Origin of the sequence: Glycomyces albidus, assembly GCF_009451885.1 — a bacterium.
Lineage (GTDB): Bacteria > Actinomycetota > Actinomycetes > Mycobacteriales > Micromonosporaceae > Glycomyces > Glycomyces albidus.
In genome coordinates, this window is record NZ_WIAO01000036.1 from 11,480 (window position 1) to 33,470 (window position 21,991).

Below are 21,991 nucleotides of genomic sequence, written 5' to 3' on the forward strand. Positions count from 1 at the left end.
CCCGGCATGCGCATGCCCGCCGCGCACGGCCCCGCGCCGCTCACCTCGGCAGCTGTGAGCGGTTCGTGATGCCCGAGCCCTACCCCGATGTCGCGTACACCGGGACCGTCGGCGGTTCGCTCCCCATCGAGGAGCCGATGCTCCGCGCCTTCCGGCCTCCGGCCTCCGCTCCGGTTTCGGGCCTAGGCTGAGTGCATGCAGTACTTCGAATCCGTCCTGGACCTCATCGGCAACACCCCACTGGTGAAGCTCAACTCGGTCACCGAGGGCGTGGCCGCGACCGTGCTCGCCAAGATCGAGTACCTCAACCCCGGCGGGTCCATCAAGGACCGCATCGCCCAGCGCATGATCGACGAGGCCGAGGCCTCCGGGGCGCTCCGGCCCGGCGGCACGATCGTCGAGCCCACCAGCGGGAACACCGGCGTGGGCCTGGCGATGGTGGCGCAGCAGCGCGGCTACCGCTGCGTGTTCGTGTGCCCCGACAAGGTCTCCGAGGACAAGCGGAACGTCCTGAAGGCGTACGGCGCGGAGGTCGTGGTCTGCCCGACCGCGGTCGACCCGGAAGACCCGCGCTCCTATTACAAGGTCTCGGACCGGCTCATCGACGAGATCGAGGGGGCGTGGAAGCCCGACCAGTACTCGAACCCGGCGAACCCGGCGTCGCATTACGCGCAGACCGGCCCCGAGCTGTGGAAGCAGACCGACGGAAAGATCACGCACCTGGTCGCGGGCGTCGGCACGGGCGGGACGATCACCGGGATCGGCAGGTACCTCAAGGAGGTCTCGGGCGGGCGCGTCCAGGTCGTGGGCGCCGACCCGGAGGGGTCGGTGTACTCGGGCGGGACGGGCCGCCCCTACCTGGTCGAGGGCGTGGGCGAGGACTTCTGGCCGGCGAACTACGACCGGGGGATCGCCGACCGGATCGTGGAGGTCACCGACGCCGAGTCGTTCGCGATGACGCGCCGGCTCGCCCGCGAGGAGGGCCTGCTGGTGGGCGGCTCGGCCGGGATGGCCGTGGTCGGGGCGCTCGCGGTGGCCCGCGAGGCCGACCCCGGCGACGTGATCGTGGTGATCCTGCCCGACGGCGGGCGCGGCTACCTGTCGAAGATCTTCAACGACGCGTGGATGACCGAGTACGGGTTCCTGGGCGCCTCCGGGGAGACCACGGTCGGCGAGGTGCTGGCGGGCAAGGGCGGGGAGATCCCCGAGCTCGTCCACGTGCACCCGCAGGACACGGTGCGCGAGGCGATCGACATCATGCGCCAGTTCGGGGTGAGCCAGATGCCGGTGCTCAAGGCCGAGCCGCCGGTGACGTCGGGCGAGGTCGCGGGGGCGGTCGCGGAGCGGGACCTGATGGACGCCCTGTTCGGGGGGAAGGCGACGCTGCACGACCCGATCGAGCGGCACATCGGCGAGCCGCTGCCGACGATCGGCTCGGGCGAGCAGGTCGAGCGGGCCGTGGCGGCCCTGCAGGACCGGGACGCGCTCATGGTGTTCGCCGAGGGGAAACCGGTCGGGGTGCTGACCAGGCAGGACCTGCTCGGCTACGTGGAGCGCTGAGCGCTTCGGCACGGCGTCGCCCCCGGGCGGCGCCGGTTCGCGTTCACGGCCGGATCTCCCGGTTCGGTTGACGCGCCCCTCTCCGCCTCGTAATATAAGTAGCAACTTATACAAGGAGGTGCCATGACCGATCCCACCGATCCGATCGCGTCCGCCGGCCTGGTGACGCGCGAGATCCGCACCGGCGAGCGCGACGGCGAACCGACCAAAGTGCTCGTCGCCAGGCGCGCCTACCGCGCCGACCAGGCCGACGTCTGGGACGCCCTCACCAGCGCCGAACGGCTGCCGCGGTGGTTCCTGCCCGTCAGCGGCGACCTCGAAGTCGGCGGCCGCTACCAGTTCGAGGGGAACGCCGGCGGCGTCGTCGAACGCTGCGACGCCCCCGACTCCCTCGCCGTCACCTGGGAGTTCGGCGGCGGGATGTCGTGGCTGGAGGTGCGCCTGAGCAAGCTGGAGGGCGGCACCTCTCTGGAGCTCGTCCACGAGGCGCCCGTGGACCCCGAGATGTGGCGCCAGTTCGGCCCCGGCGCGGTCGGCGTCGGCTGGGACGGCGCCATCCACGGCCTCGGCGTCCACCTCGCGACCGGCGTCCCGCTCGACCCGGCCGCGTTCGAGGCGTTCATGGTCAGCCCGGAGGGCGTCGCCTACGCGCGCCTCCTCGCCGGGGCCTGGGCCGAGGCGGCCATCGCCGACGGCGACGACCCCGAGGCGGCCCAGGCCGCCGCGGAGGCCGTCGTCGGGTTCTACACGACGCTGCCGGAGGAGTCCCCGGAAGCGTGAGCACCGACGCCGCGTTCGACGCGCTCGGCGACCCGGTGCGCCGCCGGATCATGGAGCTCCTCGGCGAGGGGGAGCGGCCCGCGGGGGCGATCGTCGGGGCCCTGAACGGACTGCTCTCCGGCGGGCGCGGGGCGATCTCGCAGCCGGCGGTCTCCCAGCACCTCAAGGTGCTGCGCGAGGCCGGGCTGGTCACCGTGCGCGCCGAGGGGACCCGCCGGATCTACGGCGTGGACGACGCCGGGCTCGATCGCGTGCGCGCGTGGCTCGAACGGTTCGCCGACGGCTTCGCCGGCCCGCTCGACGCGCTCGAGACCGAGCTCGCGCGCGGCAAGCGCGAGCGCCGCCTCCAGGCGCAGGCCGAGACCCGGCGCCGGCGCGGCGCGGCATAGCGAACAGTAAGGAATCCGACTCGTTCGGTTGCGGGCCACCGTCAAGCGGTCCGCAAACCGGGCGAGTCGGATTTTTCCGTGCCCGGAACCCTTGACAAGCACCGTGACGACCGACACGATGAGAGGGATACATTTAGGAATCTTTAAATATATGGAGGTCCCTTGCGACGCCTACGCACCGCGGCGGTCATCGCCGCCGCCACCCTCGCCGCGGCGGGCGCCGCGGCCCTGCCGGTCGCCTTCGCCGGCGGCGCGTCCGCCGTCGCCGCATGCGAAGGCGCGCCGTGGCAGAGGAGCGCGGTCTACGTCGGCGGCGACCGCGTCAGCCACCAGGACCGCGAGTACCGCGCCAAGTGGTGGACCACCGGCGAGACCCCCGGCACCACCGGCCAGTGGGGCGTCTGGGAGGACCTCGGCGCCTGCGACGGGGCGGAGCCGCCCACCACCGAGGAGCCGACCGACCCGCCCACCGGCGGCCCCGGCAACGGCGACCGCCTGCTCACCGGCTACTGGCACAACTTCGACAACGGCTCCGGCGTCATGGAGCTGAACGAGGTCCCCGCCGCGTACGACATCATCGCCGTGGCCTTCGCCGAGTCGACCGCGACGCCGGGCCAGGTCGACTTCGCGCTCGACTCGAGCCTCGCGAACGCCGGGTACACCGAGGCCGAGTTCAAGGCCGACATCGACGCGATCCAGGCCCAGGGCCGCGAGGTGATCGTCTCGGTCGGCGGCGAGCGCGGCAACGTCACCATCAACAGCGCGGCGACCGCCGCGGCCTTCGCGAACTCCGTGGTCGCGCTCATGAACGAGTACGGCTTCGACGGCGTCGACATCGACCTCGAGCACGGGATCGACGCCGGCGCGATCGAGACCGCGCTGCGCCAGATCAGCGCCGCCAAGCCCGGCTTCACCTACACGATGGCGCCGCAGACGATCGACTTCCAGTCCACTTCGGCCGGGTACTACCGGCTCGCGGTGAACACCAAGGACATCCTGACGATCGTCAACATGCAGTACTACAACTCGGGCACCATGCTCGGCTGCGACGGCCAGGTGTACGCCCAGGGCGACATCGACTTCCTGACCGCGCAGGCGTGCATCCAGCTCGAGGCCGGGCTCGACCCGAGCCAGGTCGGCCTCGGCCTGCCGGCCGTCCCGAGCGCCGCCGGCTCCGGGTATGTGGACCCGGCGATGGTCAACGACGCGATCCGCTGCCTGGAGACCCGCCAGAACTGCGGGAACTTCGTGCCCGACCAGGCCTACCCGGGCCTGGGCGGGGCCATGACCTGGTCGATCAACTGGGACGCCACGAACGGCTACCGGTTCGCGAACACCGTCGGCTGACGGCTGCTTCCCCGCAAGCGGACCGGTCCCGCCGCGAGGCGGGGCCGGTCCGCGCCGTCAGTAGCGCGGTGGCCTGCGCCCGGCGACCGGGCGGTCGGTCGTGCGGCGCTGGAGCGAGGCGAGGTGCCGGTCGGCGCGCATCTCCTCGTCGGTGGGGACCATGACGACGGTGAACACCAGGAAGAGGAGCACGAGCGCGGTCAGTGCGGCCATCGGGAAGACCAGGTCGACGGCGTCGACGCCGGTCGGCGGCTCCCCGGCCTCGCCGCCGGTCCGCACGCCGAGCATCCCGGTGTAGTGCATGAGGTTCACCGCGAGCGCCATGACCGCCGAGGCCAGCCACATCGAGGACGCGCGCTGGAGCCGCCACGAGAGCCACAGCGCGGTCGTCGCCGCGGCGATCGCGATCGCGACGGAGGCGGCGACGTACCCGGGGTGGTAGTCGAGCTCGACGTCGGCGCTGACGGCGGCCATGCCCGTGTAGTGCATGGCGGCCACGCCGAGGCCGGTGAGCGCGCCGGCGGCCGCGAGCTTGGGCGGCGTGTAGCGGCCGAGCCCGATCGCGAAGAGGCCGCAGGCGACGACCGCGACGGCGATCAGGGCGCTGAGGGCGGTCGTCCACGGCTCGTAGAGGATCGCGGCGTCGCGGACCGCGAAGCCGAGCATGGCGACGAAGTGCATGACCCAGATGCCGGTGCCGCCGATGGCGAACGCGGCGACGCTGAGCCAGAGGGCCCGGCGGCGGAGCCGGTCGTGGCGGCGGGCGTGCCGGGCGAGGAGGAGGCCGAGGGCGGATCCGGTCATGGAGACCAGGAACGCCACCGGGAGGGTGGTGTAGCCGTGGGAGAAGTGCTCGATCATCGCGGGTTCCGGGGTGAGGGAGGTCTACCGGTCGGTAGCGGTGATGGGAGCGTATCCGCGACGGCGCGGCCCCGCGGTCCCCGCGGTTCTCCCGGATTGCGGCCTACCAGTGGGTTTGCGGGCCTTCGGGAGCGGCGAGGCAACCCCCGAAACCGCTCGCGGACGGACATCGGCGACAGCTCCCGCCCCGCGATTTCGCCGTGCGGCCGATCGGTTCTGTCCGTTCGCACCGATCCGGACAAACGTCGTGCGCAGTCCCAGCGCCCACCCGGTGCCGAGGGGCGCAACGGCAAAGGCCGCCGACCCAAGGGTCGGCGGCCTCGCGTCCGAAGGCCTACGTGACGGTGATGTGCCGGCGGCGGCCCACGGTCAGGACCGGCTTGCGGGTGGCCTCGTAGAAGTCGTTGCCCTTGTCGTCGACGACGATGAACGCCGGGAAGTCCTCGACCTCGATCTTCCAGACCGCCTCCATGCCGAGCTCGGGGTACTCCAGGACCTCCATGGCCTTGATGTTCTCCTGCGCGAGCTTCGCGGCGGGGCCGCCGATCGAGCCGAGGTAGAACCCGCCGTGCTCCTTGCACGCGTCGGTGACGCGCTGCGAGCGGTTCCCCTTGGCGAGCATCACGAACGAGCCGCCCGCGGCCTGGAACTGGTCGACGTACGAGTCCATGCGGCCCGCGGTCGTGGGGCCGAACGACCCGGAGGCGTACCCCTCGGGGGTCTTCGCGGGTCCGGCGTAGTAGACCGCGTGGTCCTTCAGGTACTGCGGCATCGGCTCGCCGGCGTCGAGGCGCTCCTTGATCTTCGCGTGCGCGATGTCGCGGGCGACGACGAGCGTCCCGGTCAGGGACACGCGGGTCTTCACCGGGTACTTCGAGAGTTCGGCGCGGATCTCGGCCATGGGCCGGTTCAGGTCGATGCGCACCACGTCGTCCTCGAGGTCGTCCTCGCGGACCTCGGGCACGTACTTGCTCGGGTCGCGCTCGAGCTGCTCCAGGAACACGCCCTCGGCGGTGATCTTCGCCATGGCCTGGCGGTCGGCCGAGCACGAGACGGCGATCGCCACGGGCAGGGACGCGCCGTGGCGCGGCAGCCGGATCACGCGCACGTCGTGGCAGAAGTACTTGCCGCCGAACTGGGCGCCGATCCCGAACCGGCGGGTGAGCTCGAGGACCTCCTGCTCCAGGCCGACGTCGCGGAAGCCGTGCCCGAGCGGGGAGCCCTCGGTCGGCATCGAGTCGAGGTACTTCGTGGAGGCGTACTTCGCGGTCTTGAGCGCGTACTCGGCGCTGGTGCCGCCGATGACGATCGCCAGGTGGTACGGCGGGCACGCGGCGGTGCCGATCTGGCGGAGCTTCTCCTCGAGGAAGCGCATCATCGCGTCCGGGTTGAGGATCGCCTTCGTCTCCTGGAACAGGAACGACTTGTTGGCGGAGCCGCCGCCCTTGGCGATGAACTGGAACTTGTACGCGTCGTCGCCCTCGGCGTACAGGTCGATCTGCGCGGGCAGGTTCGAGCCGGTGTTCTTCTCGTCCCACATGGTCAGCGGGGCCATCTGGCTGTAGCGCAGGTTGAGGTCGCGGTAGGCCTGCCACACGCCGCGCGAGAGGTGCTCGGCGTCGCGGCCGTCGGTGAGGACGTGGCGGCCGCGCTTGCCCATGACGATCGCGGTGCCGGTGTCCTGGCACATCGGCAGGACCATGCCGGAGGCGATGTTCGCGTTCTTGAGCAGGTCCATCGCCACGAACCGGTCGTTGCCGCTGGCCTCGGGGTCGTCGAGGATGGAGCGGAGCTGGGCCAGGTGCGCGGGGCGCAGGAAGTGCGAGATGTCCTTGACGGCTTCGGCGGCGAGCTGCGTGAGGACCTCGGGCTCCACGGTGAGGAACCGCCGCCCGGCGGCTTCGACCGTGTTCACCCCGTCCTCGGTGAGCAGGCGGTACTCAGTGGTGTCCGGACCGGTGGGAAGCAGGTCGGTGTAGTGGAACTCCGATGTCACGCCTCCCAACTTAGCGCGGCCCGCGCCGCGGACCGGGCCCGGCGCGGCCCTCCCCCGAACCGGACGCCCGGACCGTTTCGGGGCGGTGTCGCCGCCGCCGCTGTCGCACCCGGCGGGTACCGTCACACCACAGGCGGAGCGGCCCGGCCGCACCGCCTGTAAGCAGGTACGATTGCCAGGTTGCCCACTGGGCAGCGCGCAAGTGATTCCTCCTGCTGCGGAGAGACCGCAGCCGATTGAGACCGAAGGAGGTGGAGCGATCTTGCGGCACTATGAACTCATGGTGATCCTCGAACCCAACATCGAGGAAGGCCAGGTCGGCCCGACGCTGGAGAAGTTCCTCAAGGGCGTCAAGGACGCCGGGGGAGCCGTCGACAAGATCGACGTCTGGGGCCGTCGCCGTCTCGCCTACGAGATCAACAAGAGCAACGAGGGCGTCTACGCCGTCGTCGACCTGCAGTCCGAGCCCGGTCCCGTCGCGGAGATGGACCGTCAGCTCCGGCTCAGCGAGTCGGTGCTGCGGACCAAGGTGCTGCGACCGGAGCTTCGGTAACCCGACCCTGCAACTGCGAGACCGTCAAGGAGATAGGTCATGGCAGGAGAGACAGTCATCACGGTTATCGGCAACCTCGTCGACGACCCCGAACTGCGTTACACGCCGTCCGGTGCCGCCGTCGCGAAGTTCCGCATCGCATCGACCCCGCGCACGTTCGACAAGGAGTCGAACCAGTGGAAAGACGGTGAGGCGCTGTTCCTCACCTGCAGCGTCTGGCGCCAGTACGCCGAGAACGTCGCCGAGTCGCTTTCGCGCGGTACCCGCGTGATCGTGCAGGGCAGGCTCAAGCAGCGCAGCTACGAGACCCGCGAGGGCGAGAAGCGCACTGTGTACGAGCTCGACGTCGAGGAAGTGGGCCCCGCGCTGCGGTTCTCCACCGCGAAGCTCAACCGGTCCGGCTCGGCCGGCGGCGGAGGCGGCGGCCGCTCCTTCGGGGGCGGCGGCGGCGCCAGCGCCGGCGCGTCGATGCCCGACGACCCCTGGGCCTCGGCGGCCCCGGCCGGCGGTGGCGCCAGTGCCGGCGGCTTCGACGAGGACCCGCCGTTCTAACCGGGCGGCCGCCGTCAGGCGGCGCCGCTCGGAACGATCTCGAGTAAGAGGCAAGACAGACACATGGCCAACCCGAAATCGGCTCCCCTGCGGAAGCCGAAGAAGAAGCCCAACCCGCTTGAAAAAGAGGGCATCACCTACGTCGACTACAAGGACACGGCGCTGCTGCGGAAGTTCATCTCCGACCGCGGCAAGATCCGTGCCCGCCGTGTAACCGGCGTGACCACCCAGCAGCAGCGCCAGATCGCCGCGGCCGTCAAGAACGCCCGCGAGATGGCCCTGCTCCCGTACACCAGCCAGACCCGCTAAGGAAGGAGCGCGACATGAGCAACATGAAGATCATCCTGACTCATGAGGTGCCCAACCTCGGTTCGGCCGGTGACGTGGTCGAGGTCAAGCCCGGTTACGGCCGCAACTACCTGCTGCCGCAGGGCTTTGCGATCGCGTGGACCAAGGGCGGTCAGAAGGAGGTCGACGCGATCCAGCGTGCGCGTGCCTCCCGCCAGATCCACGACCTGGACAAGGCCCGCTCGGTGGCGGAGCAGCTCAAGCAGACGGACGCCCACATCGTCGCCCGCACCGGCGACGGCGACCGCCTGTTCGGCTCCATCACCGCGGCCGACATCGTCAAGGCCGTCGACGAGGCCGGCGGCCCGAAGATCGACCGCCGCCGCGTCGAGCTCGCGTCGACCATCAAGTCGGTCGGCACCTACGACGTCACGGTGAAGCTGCACCCGGAGGTGACCGCGAAGTTCAAGCTTCAGGTCACCCCGGCGAAGCGCCGCAAGAAGTAGGGGCGTACCGCCGCGAGTAGCAGGCGGGAGCGAAGGCCCGCGACCGGTGACCGGTCGCGGGCCTTCGCCGTGTCCGCACGGTCCGCTCAGATCACCCATCCGGCGGTCCGCAGTGTCACGGTCACCAGGCCGGCGCCGAGGATCGCGGCGGCCGAGCCGGCCACGCCGGCGCGCCAGCCCGCGCGCGGGAGCCGGAGCAGCACGGCCACAAGGAGGCTCGCGGTCAGCGACGAGAGCGTCCAGGCCCAGCCGCCCGAGACGGCCGCGCCGATGCGTGCGGCGGCCGTGCAGCCGGTGTCGGCGCAGTTCGCGTCGACCGGCGGCTGCCACAGCACCCACGTCAGGTAGACGAGCGCGGGCACCGCGTACCAGGCGAGGGTCACCAGCAACGTCGGCGTGAACGCGCGCTCGCCTGGCCGGTCGTCCCCTTCGGGGTCGAGGCGGGGCCTGCGTTCGGGGCGCTGCGGAGCGGTCATGAGCCGGTCTCTCTTCTGATCCGTGCCGGGGTCCGCTCCCAACTCTAGTGCCAAGTTGGCACGAACGGATTTCCATCCACAGCCGGTGGATGACGTATCCGCAGCTCCCGCACCGGATCCGAGCCGACTTCGCGTCTTTGTCCACAGGTTGTCCACAGGCCCGCACCTAGTTATCCACAGGTTGTCCACAGCCTTGTCCACAGGTTGTCCACAGGGTCGTTTGCAACCGTGCCCGGCGCGACATAGCGTCATTGACGCCGCCCTTCTGTCGTATGCGGGCGGTACTGTCTCCATGAACGCACGGTGACCGAGGGGGTGGAGGACATGACCGACGTGTCGACGGACGGCGTCTTCTCGCGCGGCTCCAACGGTTCGCAGCGGGGCCCCAACGGCGCCAACGGCTCCTATTTCGACACGCCTCCGGAGGACCCCTTCGGCGGCGCCGCGCGCACCTACGAGCGCACCCCGCCCCAGGACCTCCAGGCGGAGATGTCGGTCCTCGGCGGCATGCTCATGAGCAAGGACGCGATCGCCGACGTCATCGAGATCCTCGGCCCGGGCGACTTCTACAAGCCCTCCCACGGCATGATCTTCGACGCCGTCATCGAGAAGTTCGGCAACGGCGAGCCCGCCGACGCCGTCACGATCGCGGCGGCGCTCGCCGACACCGGCGACCTCGCCAAGATCGGCGGCGGCCCCTACCTCCACGATCTGCTCAACACGGTGCCCACGGCCGCGAACGCCGGGTACTACGCGAAGATCGTCAAGGAGAAGGCGATCCTGCGCCGCCTCATCGAGGCCGGCACCAAGGTCGTCCAGTACGGGTACGGCGGGGGCCAGGGCGGCCGCGACATCGACGACCTCGTCGACCTGGCGCAGCAGGCCGTCTACGAGGTCACCGACAACCGCCAGAGCGAGGACTTCGCGGTCCTGTCCGACCTCCTCCAGCCGGCGATGGACGAGATCGAGGCCATCGGCGCGAACCAGGGCGTCATGACCGGCATCCCCACCGGGTTCGCCGACCTCGACCGGCTCCTCTCGGGGCTCCAGGCCGGCCAGCTCATCATCGTCGCCGGCCGCCCGGGCGCCGGGAAGTCCACGGCCGCAATGGACTTCATGCGGCACGCCTCGCTCCACCACCGGCACGCCGCCGCCCTGTTCAGCCTCGAGATGAGCAAGCTCGAGATCGTCATGCGGCTGCTGAGCGCCGAGACGCGCGTGCCCATGCACGTCCTGCGCTCGGGCGACCTGTCCGACGACGACTGGACCCGCCTGGCCAAGCGCATGGGCGACATCTCCGAGGCGCCGCTGTTCGTCGACGACACCGCGTCGATGACCATGATGGAGATCCGGGCCAAGGCCCGCCGCCTCAAGCAGCGCCACGACCTCAAGCTCATCGTCGTCGACTACCTGCAGCTCATGACCTCGCCGAAGAAGGTCGAGTCGCGCCAGCAGGAGGTCTCCGAGATCAGCCGCGGGCTCAAGCTCCTGGCCAAGGAGGTGCAGTGCCCGGTGATCGCGGTCGCCCAGCTCAACCGCGGGCCCGAGCAGCGCACCGACAAGCGCCCGCAGCTCTCCGACCTCCGCGAATCCGGTTCGCTCGAGCAGGACGCGGACGTCGTCATCCTCCTGCACCGCGAGGACTACTACGACAAGGAGTCCCCGCGCGCCGGCGAGGCCGACTTCATCGTCGCCAAGCACCGCAACGGCGCCACGGACACGATCACCGTGGCGGCCCAGCTGCACCTGTCGCGCTTCGTCGACATGGCGGTCTAGCCGCGCGTCAGCGCCGCCATTCGTCAGCGCCACCACTCCACCGCGAGCGACGGTCCGGGGCCGGTCTCGTGCTCGAGTTCGTCGACCGCCTCGTTCGCGACGCCCGCGAACAGCGTCCCGTGGGCCGATCCGGCGATGGCGTCGCGCAGCGGCAGCCACCAGCCGAGGAGCACCACCGGGTACAGCAGGTACCCGAAGCGCGTCGACGGCATGAGCAGGAACGCGGTCGACAGTCCGGCCGCGCACCACAGGGCCGCCGACGCGGCGGACGCCGGCGGCCGCGTCCACAGCAGCCCCGCGATCACGAGCGCGGCCAGGCCGAGCAGCCCGGGTGCGATGAGCTCGCCGCCGGGGACGTGGTTCGCGATGAGGAACCCGGGCAGCGGCGACTGCGCGGGCGAGGCGACCACACCGCGGCCGAGCCCGAAGGCGATGACGTTGTCGAAGAACCCGCGCGCGTCGACGGCGAGGACCGGCAGCATCGTGACCGCGACGGGGAGCGCGAAGCCCGCGAGATAGCGGGGCAGGCCGCCGTGTCGCGGCTCCGGCGACGAATGCGAGGCGTACATGAGGAAGCCGATGACGACGGCCGCGGGCCATGCGAAGAGCTTCAGCGCCGCCGCGGCGCCGACGGCCAGGCCGGCGGCGAGCGGGCGGTCGCGGTGGGCGAACGCGAGGGCGAGGACGATCAGCGCGACCACGGGCATGTCGTCGCCGCCGGTCGCGAACGTCAAGGCGCACACCGGGAACACGAACGTGGCCTGGAAGGCGCGCAGCAGCGGGCCCTTGCCGGCGCCCAGTTCGCCTGGGCGGCGGCGCAGCAGGTTCACCGCCGCGGCGGCGCAGGCCGCGGCCGCGAGGAGGAACCAGATCCGCGCGTCCGTCCACCAGTGCCCGCCGAAGACCGCCGCGGGCAGCCCAAAGACGGCCATGCCGGGCTGGTACGGGTTGTAGCCGAGCAGCGGCTCGGCGAGCGCTGCGATGGCGTCCGCGTGGAGGTACGGGCTGCCGGTGTCGAGGAGTCGCTCGCCGGAGGATTCGACGACGAGGACCTCTTCCTGGGCGCGTCCGGTGACGCCGCTCGCGCGGTCGACGGCCATGAACACCAGCGGGATCGCGGTGACGGCGGCCGCGGTGCCCGCCGCGACGAGCGCCCGCCCGCGCCACACCGTCCCGGTCTGGGTGAGCAGCACGCCCGCGCAGATCGCGGCGGGCAGGTAGCCGCCGAAGGCGACGGCGCCCCACTGCGAGTGCGGTTCGAGGGTGGTCCACAGGGCGGTGGCGCCCGCGAAGACCGCGGCCGCGGCGTAGAAGGCGAGGTCGATGAAGAGCGGACGGTTCGACACCCGCCCAGCGTACGGTGGCGGGGCTCGCGGCACCGGTCGGCGGTCGCCGGCGGCACCGGTTCCACGGCGGGCGGGAACGGGAGCCGCACGGCTTCGGAAGGCCGCGTGCGCGATCGCAGGCCCCGTCGCGGCGCCCCGATCGCACTGGCGCCGATCGATTTCCGGCCGGCGCGTGCGGGAGCGGCATCGCGGAACTCCGGCGGCGAGCGCGCCAGGAGGGCCCGACCGCCATGCGATCGGACGCCGAGCCGCGTCAGCGGAGGGGGATCCTCGCCCAGACCTCCTGGGTGCCGTCGCCGAGCGTCCGGGCCCCCCAGTCGGTGGACAGTTTGGACACTATGAACATGCCGCGGCCGTGGGCGGAGTCGAGGTTGACCGAGCAGACGTGCGGGCGGGTGCGGGAGCCGCCGTCGATGACGCGGACCTCGACGTCCGAGGGCCCGAGGGCGTACGCGACGCAGACCTCGTTGCCGGGAAGCGGCCGGGCGTGGCGGACGGCGTTCGAGACGAGCTCGGTCGCGCACACGAGGAGGTCGTCGCGGGCTTCGTCGGGGAGGTCGGGGAGCGACTCGCGCAGCCACCGGCGCACCTGGCCGGGCGCCCCGGACTGGTGGGGGACGCGCAGCCGCTCGGGCGCCGGTATCGCAGCTGGCATCGCGGTCCCCTTCCTTCCTCGCTACCGGTCGGAGGCTATACAGCAACCTACCTTTTACAAAGGCGCGACGCCAGCATTACGGGTCTTGGGCGCCCGTGGGATATGTCCCTGCTTGACCGGCCTGTCCTCAGTTTCGTGCAGCGGGGACGCGGCGGGACGGACTTCCCGTGCGACGGCTCGACAGAGGGGTTCGGCGGCGCGGGGCGCGTGTCAGCCGGTGAGGGTCTGCCGGATGGCCGCCGGCCGGTCCGTGAAGATCAGGTCGACTTCGAGGCCGGCCATGCGGTGCGCGGTGTCGGCGTCGTTGACCGTCCAGGTGTACACCTCGTACCCGGCCTCGTGGCTGCGTTCGACGAAGTCCGGGGTCGAGTCGATGTAGTCGACCCGGGAGCTGAGCACCTGCACGCCCTCGGGGGGACGGCGGAACGGGTACTCGAAGATCCACACCAGAGGCGTGTCCGAGTCCAGGCCGCGCCAGGTCTTGAGCGCGGCGCGCGAGAACGACATGACGGTGACGTCCAGGCCGGGCCAGCGCCGCAGGGTCTCCCAGAGCCGCAGCTCGAGGCGCGGCCCGAACTTGCACGGGTGCTTGGCCTCGATGAGGAGCCGGATGTGCTTGCCGGAGTCGACGACGAGGCCGAAGAGGTCCTCGAGGGTCGGGATCCGCTCGGCTTCGGGGTTGCCGGCGCAGTGGGGGAAGCGGTGCGCGAAGTTGTACTCCCGCAACTGGGCGAGTGTGAGGTCGGCCACCGCTCCTTTGCCGTCGGAGGTGCGTTTGATCGTCCGGTCGTGGTGCAGGACGAGGTGCCCGTCGGCGGTGAGGCGGATGTCGAACTCGAACGCGTCGGCGCCCTCCACGATCGCCTGTCGGAACGCGGCGAGGGAGTGCTCCGGAAGGAATTCGTTCGCGCCGCGGTGGGCGGCGATCAGCGGCTGGGACACCCTTTGAACGATAGACGGTGGGGACGACGCGGCGGCCGCACAACGGTGACAGGCGCACATGTCGGCGGTGAACACGCCCGGGTTCCGGTGAACGCTCGGTGACCGTTGTCCGACGCCCTGTTCCCTGGACGCGGCCGGCCGGACCGGGATCGGGGGGTCGCGCGGCCCGGCCGGTTCGGGTGGCGGCCGGTGACGGGCGGGAGGGAGGATAGGGGCGTGCATTACGAGGAGGGGGCCTACCGGGACCTGGGGTGGGCGAAGATCGACGTGGGACGGCCGGCCCGGACGGGGACGGCCGAAGCCGTGTACGCGGCGGGCAAGACCCCTGAGCAGGTCGTCGAGGCGCTCGCGGCGCTGCGTCAGGCCCACCCGGGGCGCGTCGCGGTCGCGACCCGCTGCGACGCGGCCTGCGAGGCGGCGGTCCTCGACGCGTTGGGCGACGAGGTGCTCGTCCGCGCGGGCGTGTGCGCGGTCGGGGCCTTCCCCGAGCCCGAGTCCGGGCCGCTCGCGGTCGTCTGTGCCGGGACCTCGGATCTGCCGGTCGCCCATGAGGCGGAGATCACTGCCCTCGCGAACGGCCTCGACGCCCGGCTGGTGGCCGACGTCGGCGTGGCCGGGCTGCACCGGCTCCTCGACAAGCTCCCCGAACTGCGGGAGGCGGTCTGCGTGATCGTGGTGGCCGGGATGGACGGGGCCCTGCCGAGCGTCGTCGCCGGCCTGGTGTCCGCGCCGGTGATCGCGGTGCCGACGTCGGTCGGGTACGGGGCCGCGTTCGGCGGGCTCGCACCGCTGCTGACGATGCTGAACTCGTGCTCGCCCGGCGTGACCGTGGTGAACATCGACAACGGGTTCGGTGCCGCGATGGCCGCGGCACGGATCCTGGGCGCCAAGGCGGCGCGATGACGATCGCGTGGCTCGACTGCTCGGCGGGAGCCAGCGGCGACATGCTCCTCGGCGCCCTCGTCGACGCCGGGGTCCCCTTGGCGCTCATGCAGGACGCGGTCGACGCGCTCGGGACCGAGCCGATCCGGCTGCGCGCCGGGCGCACCGCACGGCACGGCCTGGCGGCCGTGAAGGTCGACGTCGAGTTCGGGGCGGCCGCGAACGACCGGCGCTGGCGGTCGATCCGGGGGATGCTCGAGGGCGCGCCGCTCGACGAGGAGGCCCGGAGGCTGGCGCTGGACGCGTTCGCGCGGCTGGCGGCGGCGGAGGCCGCGGCGCACGGGATCGACGCCGAGGACGTGCACTTCCACGAGGTCGGCGCGCTCGACTCGATCGCGGACATCGTGGGCGCGGCCGCGGGACTGGCGTCGCTGGGGGTCGCCCGGTTGACCGCTTCGACGGTGACGGTGGGGGGCGGTACGACGCGGGGTTCGCACGGGTCGATCCCGCTGCCGGCTCCGGCGGTGCTGCGGGTGCTCGCCGACGCGGGCGCGCCGGTCGTCGGGGCGGTGCCGTACGAGGCGTGCACGCCGACGGGCGCGGCGATCATCGCGGCCGCGGCGACCGGGTACGGGCCGCTGCCGGAGATGGTCGTGGAGCGCGTCGGCGCCGGCGCGGGCGGCCGCGACCCGCAGGAGCGGGCGAACCTGCTGCGGATCGTGGTCGGCCGCGAGATCGAGGCGCCCCGCCGCGCGGCGCACGTCCATCGCGGGGGTGCGGGCGCACCGGCTCCTGAACGCGGACACGCCGACGGCCACGGGCACGACCACGACCGCGACCGCGACCGCGATGTCGATCATGACCACCGCAGCCCCAGCGACTCCGCAGCCCGAGCTGACGGACAACAGTCCGATGCCGCTGGAGCGCAAGGACGTCACCACGGTCCGCACTTCGAATCCGATGCCCGCCAGAGTGCTCCGTCGGGCACGCCTGTCGTGATCGAGACGAATGTCGACGACCTCGATCCGCGCCTGTGGCCTTCGGCCCTCGCGGCGCTGCTCGATGCGGGGGCCTCCGACGCGTGGCTGACGCCGATCCTCATGAAGAAGGGCCGCCCGGCGCACACGGTCCACGTGCTCTGCCGGGCCGACGCCGTCGCCGCGGTGCGCTCGGCGCTCGTGCGGCACACCACCACGATCGGCATGCGCTCCTACGAGATCGACAAGTACGCGCTCGAACGCCGGTACACTCGGGTCGATGTGGACGGTCATGCGATCGGGGTGAAGATCGCGCTCGAGGGCGGCGAGGTCGTCAACGCCTCGGTCGAGTACGAGGACGCCGCCGCGGCGGCCGCCGCGCTCGGCCGGTCGCTCAAAGTGGTCGTAGCGCAGGCGACGGCCCTTGCGGCGCAGGAGTATCCGCGTTGACGCACGCTTGGGGCGCAGGCTATATCCTGCCCGCATGATCGATTTCGACAACGGTTCAGTGTTCAAGCTCAAAGTCACCGACGACCCCGCGTTCCGCGACGAGGTCGCCCCGCTGCTCGCCGACGGCGAGTCGGTGGTGCTGACCTTCGAAGGCGTGCGCGACTTCGTGGTCTTCACCGACAAGCGCGTCATCGCCGTGAACGTCCAGGGCATCACTGGCCGCAAGAAGGACTACGCGTCCCTGCCCTACAACCGGATCCAGGCGTACTCGGTGGAGACCGACGGCCTCATGGACAACGACGGCGAACTGGACCTGTGGTTCTCCGGGCTCGGCAAGGTGCGCTTCGAGTTCACCGAGAACGTCGACCTGCCCGCGATCGCCAAGCACATCGCCAACTCCAGCCTCTAGCGGACGAGACCGCCTCGGGCGCAACCTGATTCCGAGGCCCGCTCCCCCCGATCCCTTTCCCTTTCCCCGAAGTCGTTGCGGCGGCGTCGGCCCGGCCCCGTGGTGCCTACGGATGCGGCCGGACCGGCGCCGCCTGTCCTGTGTCGCGGTCCGGGCCGGCGGCTGCTCCGCGCTCCCGCCCGGGCCGCGCACCCCGGTCGCGGGGACGACTGTCAGCCGTGGGAGTGGACCGGCCCCGGGACCTGCCCGATCGCCTCGCCCTCGCCGAGGACCACGAACTGGCCCATCATTCCCGTGTCCTCGTGGGCGAGGATGTGGCAGTGGTACATGTACGGCAGGTTCGGGTCGGTGTAGTCGGCGAACCGCAGCGCCAGCCGGTACTTGCGCTGCGGGACGAGCTGGATCGTGTCCTTCCAGCCGCGCAGCCGCTCCGGGGGCTCGGCGCCGTCGACCGAGAGCACCTGGAACTGGACGTCGTGCACGTGGAAGTTGTGCATGTAGCCGTCCGCGTTGCTCACCTCCCACACCTCGACGGTGCCTTCGCGGACGCCGAAGTCGATGCGCCCGAGGTCCATCGACTCGCCGTTGATCTGGCTGAAGCCCGAGAGTGAGAACGAGCGCTCCTCGGCGGCCTCCGACGGGTCGAGGTCGGGCGCGGTGCCCATGGCCTCGGGGATCGACGTCTCGTCGGCGAGCGTCTCGGCGGCCCGGAACTCGCAGATGTCGAGGCGGTCGTCGGCGCCGTTGAAGCGCCCGAGCGGTGCCGTGTAGCCCTCGTCGGCCGGGTGGGAGCGGAGGACGGCGGTCTCGCCGGGCTCGAACGCGACGACGATCTCGGCGCGCTCGCCGGGGGAGAGCTGGAGCCGGTTCGTCTCCCACGCGGTCGGCAGCAGGCCGCCGTCGGTGGCGATGAGCGAGAACGGGCGGTCGTCGGCGAATCCGAAGTTGTACAGGCGCGAGACCGAGCCGTTGAGCAGCCGCAGCCGCACCAGGCGGGTCGTGACGTCGAAGTAGGGGCCGAGGGTGCCGTTGACGGTGATCTCCTCGCCGAGGATGCCCTGCGTGCTCAGGAACGAGCCGCCGTCCTTGAACTGGTTGTCGCCGTCGAAGTTCCGGTCCTGGACGATCATCGGCACGTCGTCGACGCCGTACTCGGAGGGCAGCGGGAGCGCCTCGGACTCCTCGTCGTCGACGATGAACATCCCGGCGAGGCCGCGGTAGACGTGGGCGCCGGTGCGGCCGTGCGGGTGCGGGTGGTACCAGAGGGTCGCCGCCGGCTGGTTGATCGTCCACTGGGGAGTCCAGTCGCCGCCGGGTTCCATCTCCTGGTGCGGTCCGCCGTCCATGACCGCGGGCAGGTGCATGCCGTGCCAGTGGATCGAGGTGCCCTCGTCGAGTCCGTTGTAGACGGAGAAGGCGATCTCCTCGCCGCGTTTCGCGCGGATGGTCGGACCGAGGAAGTCCCCGTTGATCCCCCAGGTCTCGGTCTCCCGGCCCGGTTTGAGCGCGGTGGCGCCGGCCTTGATCTCGAGGTTGAACACGCGGGCGCCCGAGGGGTCGGGAGAGGATTCGGCGAGCGGGGGGATGCCGAGGGGGTTGGCGAAGTCGACCTTCCCGGCGGTGTCGAGTCTCGCGTCGGAGTAGAGGTACGCGAGGCTCCCGGCCCCGCCGAGGGCGATCACGCCCACGCCGCCGCCGACACCGATGAGGGTCCACTTCAGTGCTTTACGCCGCTTCATGCACGCAATGTTCGCGGCGCGGCCCGGCCGCGGCATCGGGCCGGAGGAGACAACCCGCATACACCTTTGGGACTATGCGGCCCGCCGGAGTCAACCCGGGGTATCGAAACCGGCGGCGGCGGCCGCAACTCGGCCGCACCGCCCCACCCCGATCGGTCCCGGTCCCGCCGGTCCCCGATTCGAGCGCTGCCGGGCCGACCCGCGCGGGCCGCCTTCACGCACTGCGTCCCCGCGGCTCGGCCGGCTTCACGGAGCGGACCCGGGTCCTCCCCCATGCCTACCCGCACACCGCATCAAGCTCGGTGTCGTACTCGTCCCAGTCCCCGGGCGGCCCGGCCATGACCGCCCCAGGGCGCGGTCTCAGCCCGTTTCCGCGAGGTAGCCGCGGAGGTGGGCGGCGTTCACCGCGGCGGCGCGGCCGGCGACCTCGAGCTTCGCCATCGCCCGCGACAAGTGCACACTCACGGTCTTCTCCGAGATGAACAGCTGGGCGCCGATCTGCCGGTTCGTCAGGCCCCGCGCGACCAGGCGCAGCACCGAGAGCTCCCTCGGCGTCAACGGGCTCGACGTCGGCATCGCGGCATCGAGGCGGGCCCGCTCGGCCAGCGCGCACACCTCCTTGAGCAGCGGCTCGGCACCGAGCTCGATCGCGGTCCGCTTCGCCGCGAACAGCGCCTCCGCGGCCTGCACCCGCGCGTCCGCGCCCGGGGCGGCGAGCAGCGCCTCGGCGAGCCGCCAGCGCGCGTACGCCTGCCGGTACGGCTCGGCCCAGTCCAGGGCCGGAGCGGCGTCGCGGTCGCCTTCGACCATCGCGAGCACCCCCGCAGCGAGCGGGTCGGCGAGCGCGAGGTCGAGCCGCTCCTGCTCGCTCAGCTTCGGGACCGGGTCGGTCTTCGGCGCGTCCTCGCCCGCGTCGGCCGCGAGGGCCCTGCGGTAGTCGAACGCGTCGGCGGCCGCCCGCCACAGTGCCGGGTCGCCGTCGCCGTAGAGGCGCGACTCCTCGGCGTCGAGCTGGGCGACCCAGGCCCGGCCCTCGGGTCCGAGCGTGCCGGAGAGCGGCTGGCCGTGCTCCAGGAAGAAGCGAGCGCGCTCGACGAGGCGCTCACCCGCGGCGACCGCGTCCTTCGCGCCGGCGGCATCGCCGTCCTGGCGCCGTTCGCGGGCGAGGTCGGCGGCGGCGCCGATGCCCGCCGCGCACACCGACACCCCGGCGAGGTAGTAGCCTCGCATGCGGCTCATCCACTCGGTGGCGCGCTCGACGCGGCGGACCGCGTCGGCCGGGCGCCCGCGCCAGCGGTCGAGTTCCGCGCCGCACAGCGAGGAGAGGGCGAGGACCTGGCCGTCGATCTGCCACCGGTCGGCGAGGTAGTCCAGGCGCCGGTCGGCCGTCTCGAACCGGCCGCGGGCGACGTCCACGAGCAGGACGGCGGCGGCGAGGCGCGTGAGCACGACGCCGGGCAGGACGCTGGAGGCCATCTCGCCGTTCGCGTCGACCTCGTCCCAGCGGCCGAGCATGTAGTTGCAGATGACCTGCCGGACGGCGATCTCGAGGCCCCAGGTGCTCCATTTGTCGCCGGTGCGCCGGGCCCGCTCCATGCCGCGGTCGAAGTGCTCGAGCGCCTCGGGGACCCGGGCGTGCTCGACCAGGACCAGGCCCTGGTTGAAGTGCGCGCGCAGCTCCACCTCGTGCCAGGTGAGGCCCCGGACCAGGTCGAGCGCCTCGGCGCTGCGGGCGATGGTGCGCTCGACCGACAGGCCGCCGAACCGGAACGCGGCCATGCTCTCGGTCAGGATCGCGTCGGCCTTCGCCGCGCGGGCCCCGCCGCGCTCGTCGGGTTCGCCCGACTCGATCACCGTGTCGGCCGTCGCGATGGCGCGGGCCGCCCAGGTCGAGGCGTCCTGGTGCTTCCGGTTGGCCCAGCAGGTGCGGGCGACGACGGCCTGCGCCCAGGCCTTGACCGCGCGCGGCGGCTCGTCCTTGACCAGTTCCCAAGCCTCCCAGGCGACTCGCTGGGCTTCGGCTTCGTCGCCTTCGATGGTGAGCAGGTGCTTGGCGTACTTGCGGCGGGTCGAGGCGCCGAGGATGGGGTCGCCGGAGGCGTCGGCGAGGCGCACCGCGGCGGCCGAGTACGACTGGGCGCGTTTGATCTCGCCGGACGCCTCGGCGTTCGCGGCGGCGCGGAGGGTGAGCCGCAGCTCGCTGACGCCTTCGGGCCGCTGCGCGGCGGGGACGCGCTCGAACAGGGCGAGGGCCCGTTCGAGGTGGAGGAGGGCTTCGGCGGGCGCGGCGAGTTCGACGGCCTCTTCGGCGGCGCGCACCGACGCCGCGAGCGCGCAGCGCAGGTCGCCGGACTCGTACGCGTGGTGGGCGAGTTCGGCCTCGGCGCCCTTGCCGTTGTCGCCGGCGAGGGATTCGGCGATCTTCTGGTGGTACCGGATGCGTTCGCCGGGAAGGAGGTCGGAGTAGACGGCCTCGCCGAGGAGGGCGTGCCGGAACGCGTACGTGTCGGGGCTCTTCTGGACGATGATGCCGTGCGAGATCGCGGCGCGCAGGGCCTCGTCGAGTTCGCGCTCGTGGCGCAGGCCGGTCTCGTCGAGCATCGACCAGGCGGCGGCGTTCAAGCGGCGGTAGGTGAACCGGCGGCCGAGGACCGACGCGAGGCGGACGACGCCGCGGGCGGCGTCCGGGAGTCGCTCGAGGCGCGAGAGGAGAACCTCAGCGAGCTCGAAGGTGACCGTGTGGGTCTCGGCGGAGGCGAGTTCTTCGGCGAGGAACGCGTTCCCCTCGGAGGCCGCGGCGATCTTGGCGACGGAGACGTCGTCGAGCCCGGTGTTGAGTTCGCGCACGAAGTCGGCGGCGTGCTGGGCGTCGAACGGGTCGATCTGGAGGCGCTGGACGGCCGGGAGGCGCACCAGTTCGGCCAGGAGCGGCCGGAGGGGGTGGCCGCGGTGGACGGCGTCGGCGCGGTAGGAGCCGAGGATGAGGAGGCGCTGGCCGGTGAGGCGGGAGGTGAGGAAGGCGAGGAGGTCGCGGCTGGAGCGGTCGGCCCAGTGGAGGTCTTCGAGGGTGATGACGACGGTGCAGTCGGCGGCGAGGTCAGCGAGGGCGGCGTGGAACGCCTCGAAGAGGCCGAGCCGCCCGAGGTCCCCTTCGGCCGTGCCGGGGTGGCCGGGGAGGAGCGGACGGAGGCCGGGGTGGGCGGTCGCGAGGTCGGGGTGCTCGCGCGCGAGGGCGCCGACGATCTCGGCGAAGGGCAGGTAGGGGAGGGCCGAGTCGGCCGTGTCGAGGCAGTGGCCGGTGACGGTGAGGACACCGTCACCGGCGTTGTCGTTGAACTCGTGGAGGAGCCGGGTCTTCCCGACCCCCGCGTCCCCTGAGACCAGGACCGTGGCCGGCCGGCCCTGCTTGGCGGCGTCGAGCGCGTCGCGCAGCGTCGCGAGCTCGGTGTCGCGGGCGAAGAGCGGGAGGTCGGAACCTAGGCGCGGCATGTCTGCAATCATGACACG

20 protein-coding genes are annotated in these 21,991 nt (G+C 71.9%); 12 read left to right on the forward strand and 8 right to left on the reverse strand.

The genetic code is table 11. From position 1 onward, the window contains the following. Window positions 1-195 precede the first annotated feature (195 nt). The 4 genes from GFD30_RS21610 to GFD30_RS21625 all read left to right on the forward strand — a co-directional run bounded on the left by GFD30_RS21610 (window position 196) and on the right by GFD30_RS21625 (window position 4,076). Window positions 196-1,560 carry a cystathionine beta-synthase gene (locus GFD30_RS21610; protein WP_153027246.1) on the forward strand — a complete coding sequence of 455 codons (1,365 nt, stop codon included), beginning with the start codon at window positions 196-198 and terminating at the stop codon, window positions 1,558-1,560. A gap of 123 nt (window positions 1,561-1,683) precedes the next feature. Then, window positions 1,684-2,340 (forward strand): SRPBCC family protein, encoded by a 657-nt coding sequence (locus GFD30_RS21615; protein ID WP_153027247.1) that lies wholly within the window; start codon window positions 1,684-1,686, stop codon window positions 2,338-2,340. Then, window positions 2,337-2,729, forward strand: a complete 393-nt coding sequence (locus GFD30_RS21620) for an ArsR/SmtB family transcription factor (RefSeq protein ID WP_322633483.1) — start codon at window positions 2,337-2,339, stop codon at window positions 2,727-2,729. The genes GFD30_RS21615 and GFD30_RS21620 overlap by 4 nt, the downstream gene beginning before the upstream one ends. 162 nt (window positions 2,730-2,891) lie before the next feature. Continuing rightward, entirely contained in the window at window positions 2,892-4,076 is a 1,185-nt protein-coding gene (locus tag GFD30_RS21625) for a glycosyl hydrolase family 18 protein (protein ID WP_153027248.1), read from the forward strand. A gap of 57 nt (window positions 4,077-4,133) precedes the next feature. On the opposite strand, the gene GFD30_RS21630 is transcribed toward GFD30_RS21625, so the two are convergent. Next, complete coding sequence (locus GFD30_RS21630) at window positions 4,134-4,937, reverse strand: MHYT domain-containing protein (RefSeq protein WP_153027249.1); 804 nt, start codon at window positions 4,935-4,937, stop codon at window positions 4,134-4,136. A 334-nt stretch (window positions 4,938-5,271) separates the two neighbouring features. Next, window positions 5,272-6,933, reverse strand: coding sequence for a fumarate hydratase (locus tag GFD30_RS21635; protein WP_322633484.1), 1,662 nt, complete (start codon window positions 6,931-6,933; stop codon window positions 5,272-5,274). A 262-nt stretch (window positions 6,934-7,195) separates the two neighbouring features. Here GFD30_RS21635 and rpsF point away from each other — a divergent pair, with 262 nt between their 5' ends. The 4 genes from rpsF (at window position 7,196) to rplI (ending at window position 8,832) form a co-directional block, all read left to right on the forward strand. Then, on the forward strand, window positions 7,196-7,486 hold the full coding sequence (gene rpsF, locus GFD30_RS21640; RefSeq protein ID WP_153027251.1) for a 30S ribosomal protein S6: 291 nt from the start codon (window positions 7,196-7,198) through the stop codon (window positions 7,484-7,486). A 39-nt stretch (window positions 7,487-7,525) separates the two neighbouring features. Beyond that, window positions 7,526-8,038: a single-stranded DNA-binding protein gene (locus GFD30_RS21645; protein ID WP_153027252.1), complete on the forward strand. Its 513-nt coding sequence runs from the start codon at window positions 7,526-7,528 to the stop codon at window positions 8,036-8,038. Window positions 8,039-8,101: 63 nt separating this feature from the next. Next, entirely contained in the window at window positions 8,102-8,347 is a 246-nt protein-coding gene (gene rpsR / locus GFD30_RS21650; protein WP_106362737.1) for a 30S ribosomal protein S18, read from the forward strand. A gap of 23 nt (window positions 8,348-8,370) precedes the next feature. Then, a complete protein-coding gene (gene rplI / locus GFD30_RS21655) occupies window positions 8,371-8,832 on the forward strand; it encodes a 50S ribosomal protein L9 (protein WP_153027278.1) in 462 nt (153 codons plus the stop codon). Between the two features lie 86 nt (window positions 8,833-8,918). On the opposite strand, the gene GFD30_RS21660 is transcribed toward rplI, so the two are convergent. Next, complete coding sequence (locus GFD30_RS21660; protein ID WP_153027253.1) at window positions 8,919-9,308, reverse strand: hypothetical protein; 390 nt, start codon at window positions 9,306-9,308, stop codon at window positions 8,919-8,921. 303 nt (window positions 9,309-9,611) lie between these two features. Between GFD30_RS21660 and dnaB the strand changes: the two genes are divergently transcribed. Next, window positions 9,612-11,084: a replicative DNA helicase gene (dnaB, locus tag GFD30_RS21665; RefSeq protein WP_322633485.1), complete on the forward strand. Its 1,473-nt coding sequence runs from the start codon at window positions 9,612-9,614 to the stop codon at window positions 11,082-11,084. A 23-nt stretch (window positions 11,085-11,107) separates the two neighbouring features. Here the strand turns inward: dnaB and GFD30_RS21670 are convergent, their stop codons facing one another. The 3 genes from GFD30_RS21670 to GFD30_RS21680 all read right to left on the reverse strand — a co-directional run bounded on the left by GFD30_RS21670 (window position 11,108) and on the right by GFD30_RS21680 (window position 14,027). Further along, window positions 11,108-12,430 carry a glycosyltransferase 87 family protein gene (locus GFD30_RS21670; RefSeq protein WP_322633486.1) on the reverse strand — a complete coding sequence of 441 codons (1,323 nt, stop codon included), beginning with the start codon at window positions 12,428-12,430 and terminating at the stop codon, window positions 11,108-11,110. A 253-nt stretch (window positions 12,431-12,683) separates the two neighbouring features. Further along, window positions 12,684-13,085, reverse strand: a complete 402-nt coding sequence (locus GFD30_RS21675; RefSeq protein WP_153027254.1) for an ATP-binding protein — start codon at window positions 13,083-13,085, stop codon at window positions 12,684-12,686. 210 nt (window positions 13,086-13,295) lie between these two features. Further along, window positions 13,296-14,027 carry a glycerophosphodiester phosphodiesterase gene (locus GFD30_RS21680; RefSeq protein ID WP_194202061.1) on the reverse strand — a complete coding sequence of 244 codons (732 nt, stop codon included), beginning with the start codon at window positions 14,025-14,027 and terminating at the stop codon, window positions 13,296-13,298. 216 nt (window positions 14,028-14,243) lie between these two features. On the opposite strand from GFD30_RS21680, the gene larB reads away from it, so the two are divergent. The 3 genes from larB to GFD30_RS21695 are packed head-to-tail and all read left to right on the forward strand — an operon-like array spanning window position 14,244 to window position 16,745. After that, complete coding sequence (gene larB, locus GFD30_RS21685; protein ID WP_322633487.1) at window positions 14,244-14,930, forward strand: nickel pincer cofactor biosynthesis protein LarB; 687 nt, start codon at window positions 14,244-14,246, stop codon at window positions 14,928-14,930. Beyond that, the gene (larC, locus tag GFD30_RS21690; protein ID WP_153027256.1) at window positions 14,927-16,336 is read left to right on the forward strand and encodes a nickel pincer cofactor biosynthesis protein LarC; all 1,410 of its coding nucleotides are present in this window, start codon (window positions 14,927-14,929) and stop codon (window positions 16,334-16,336) included. Before larB ends, larC begins: the two co-directional genes overlap by 4 nt. A 34-nt stretch (window positions 16,337-16,370) precedes the next feature. Then, the gene (locus tag GFD30_RS21695; protein ID WP_153027257.1) at window positions 16,371-16,745 is read left to right on the forward strand and encodes a PH domain-containing protein; all 375 of its coding nucleotides are present in this window, start codon (window positions 16,371-16,373) and stop codon (window positions 16,743-16,745) included. A gap of 212 nt (window positions 16,746-16,957) precedes the next feature. On the opposite strand, the gene GFD30_RS21700 is transcribed toward GFD30_RS21695, so the two are convergent. Both GFD30_RS21700 and GFD30_RS28080 read right to left on the reverse strand, forming a co-directional pair. Continuing rightward, window positions 16,958-18,484, reverse strand: a complete 1,527-nt coding sequence (locus tag GFD30_RS21700; protein WP_153027258.1) for a multicopper oxidase family protein — start codon at window positions 18,482-18,484, stop codon at window positions 16,958-16,960. A gap of 360 nt (window positions 18,485-18,844) precedes the next feature. After that, window positions 18,845-21,973, reverse strand: coding sequence for a helix-turn-helix transcriptional regulator (locus tag GFD30_RS28080; RefSeq protein WP_194202062.1), 3,129 nt, complete (start codon window positions 21,971-21,973; stop codon window positions 18,845-18,847). Between the last annotated feature and the right edge of the window lie 18 nt (window positions 21,974-21,991).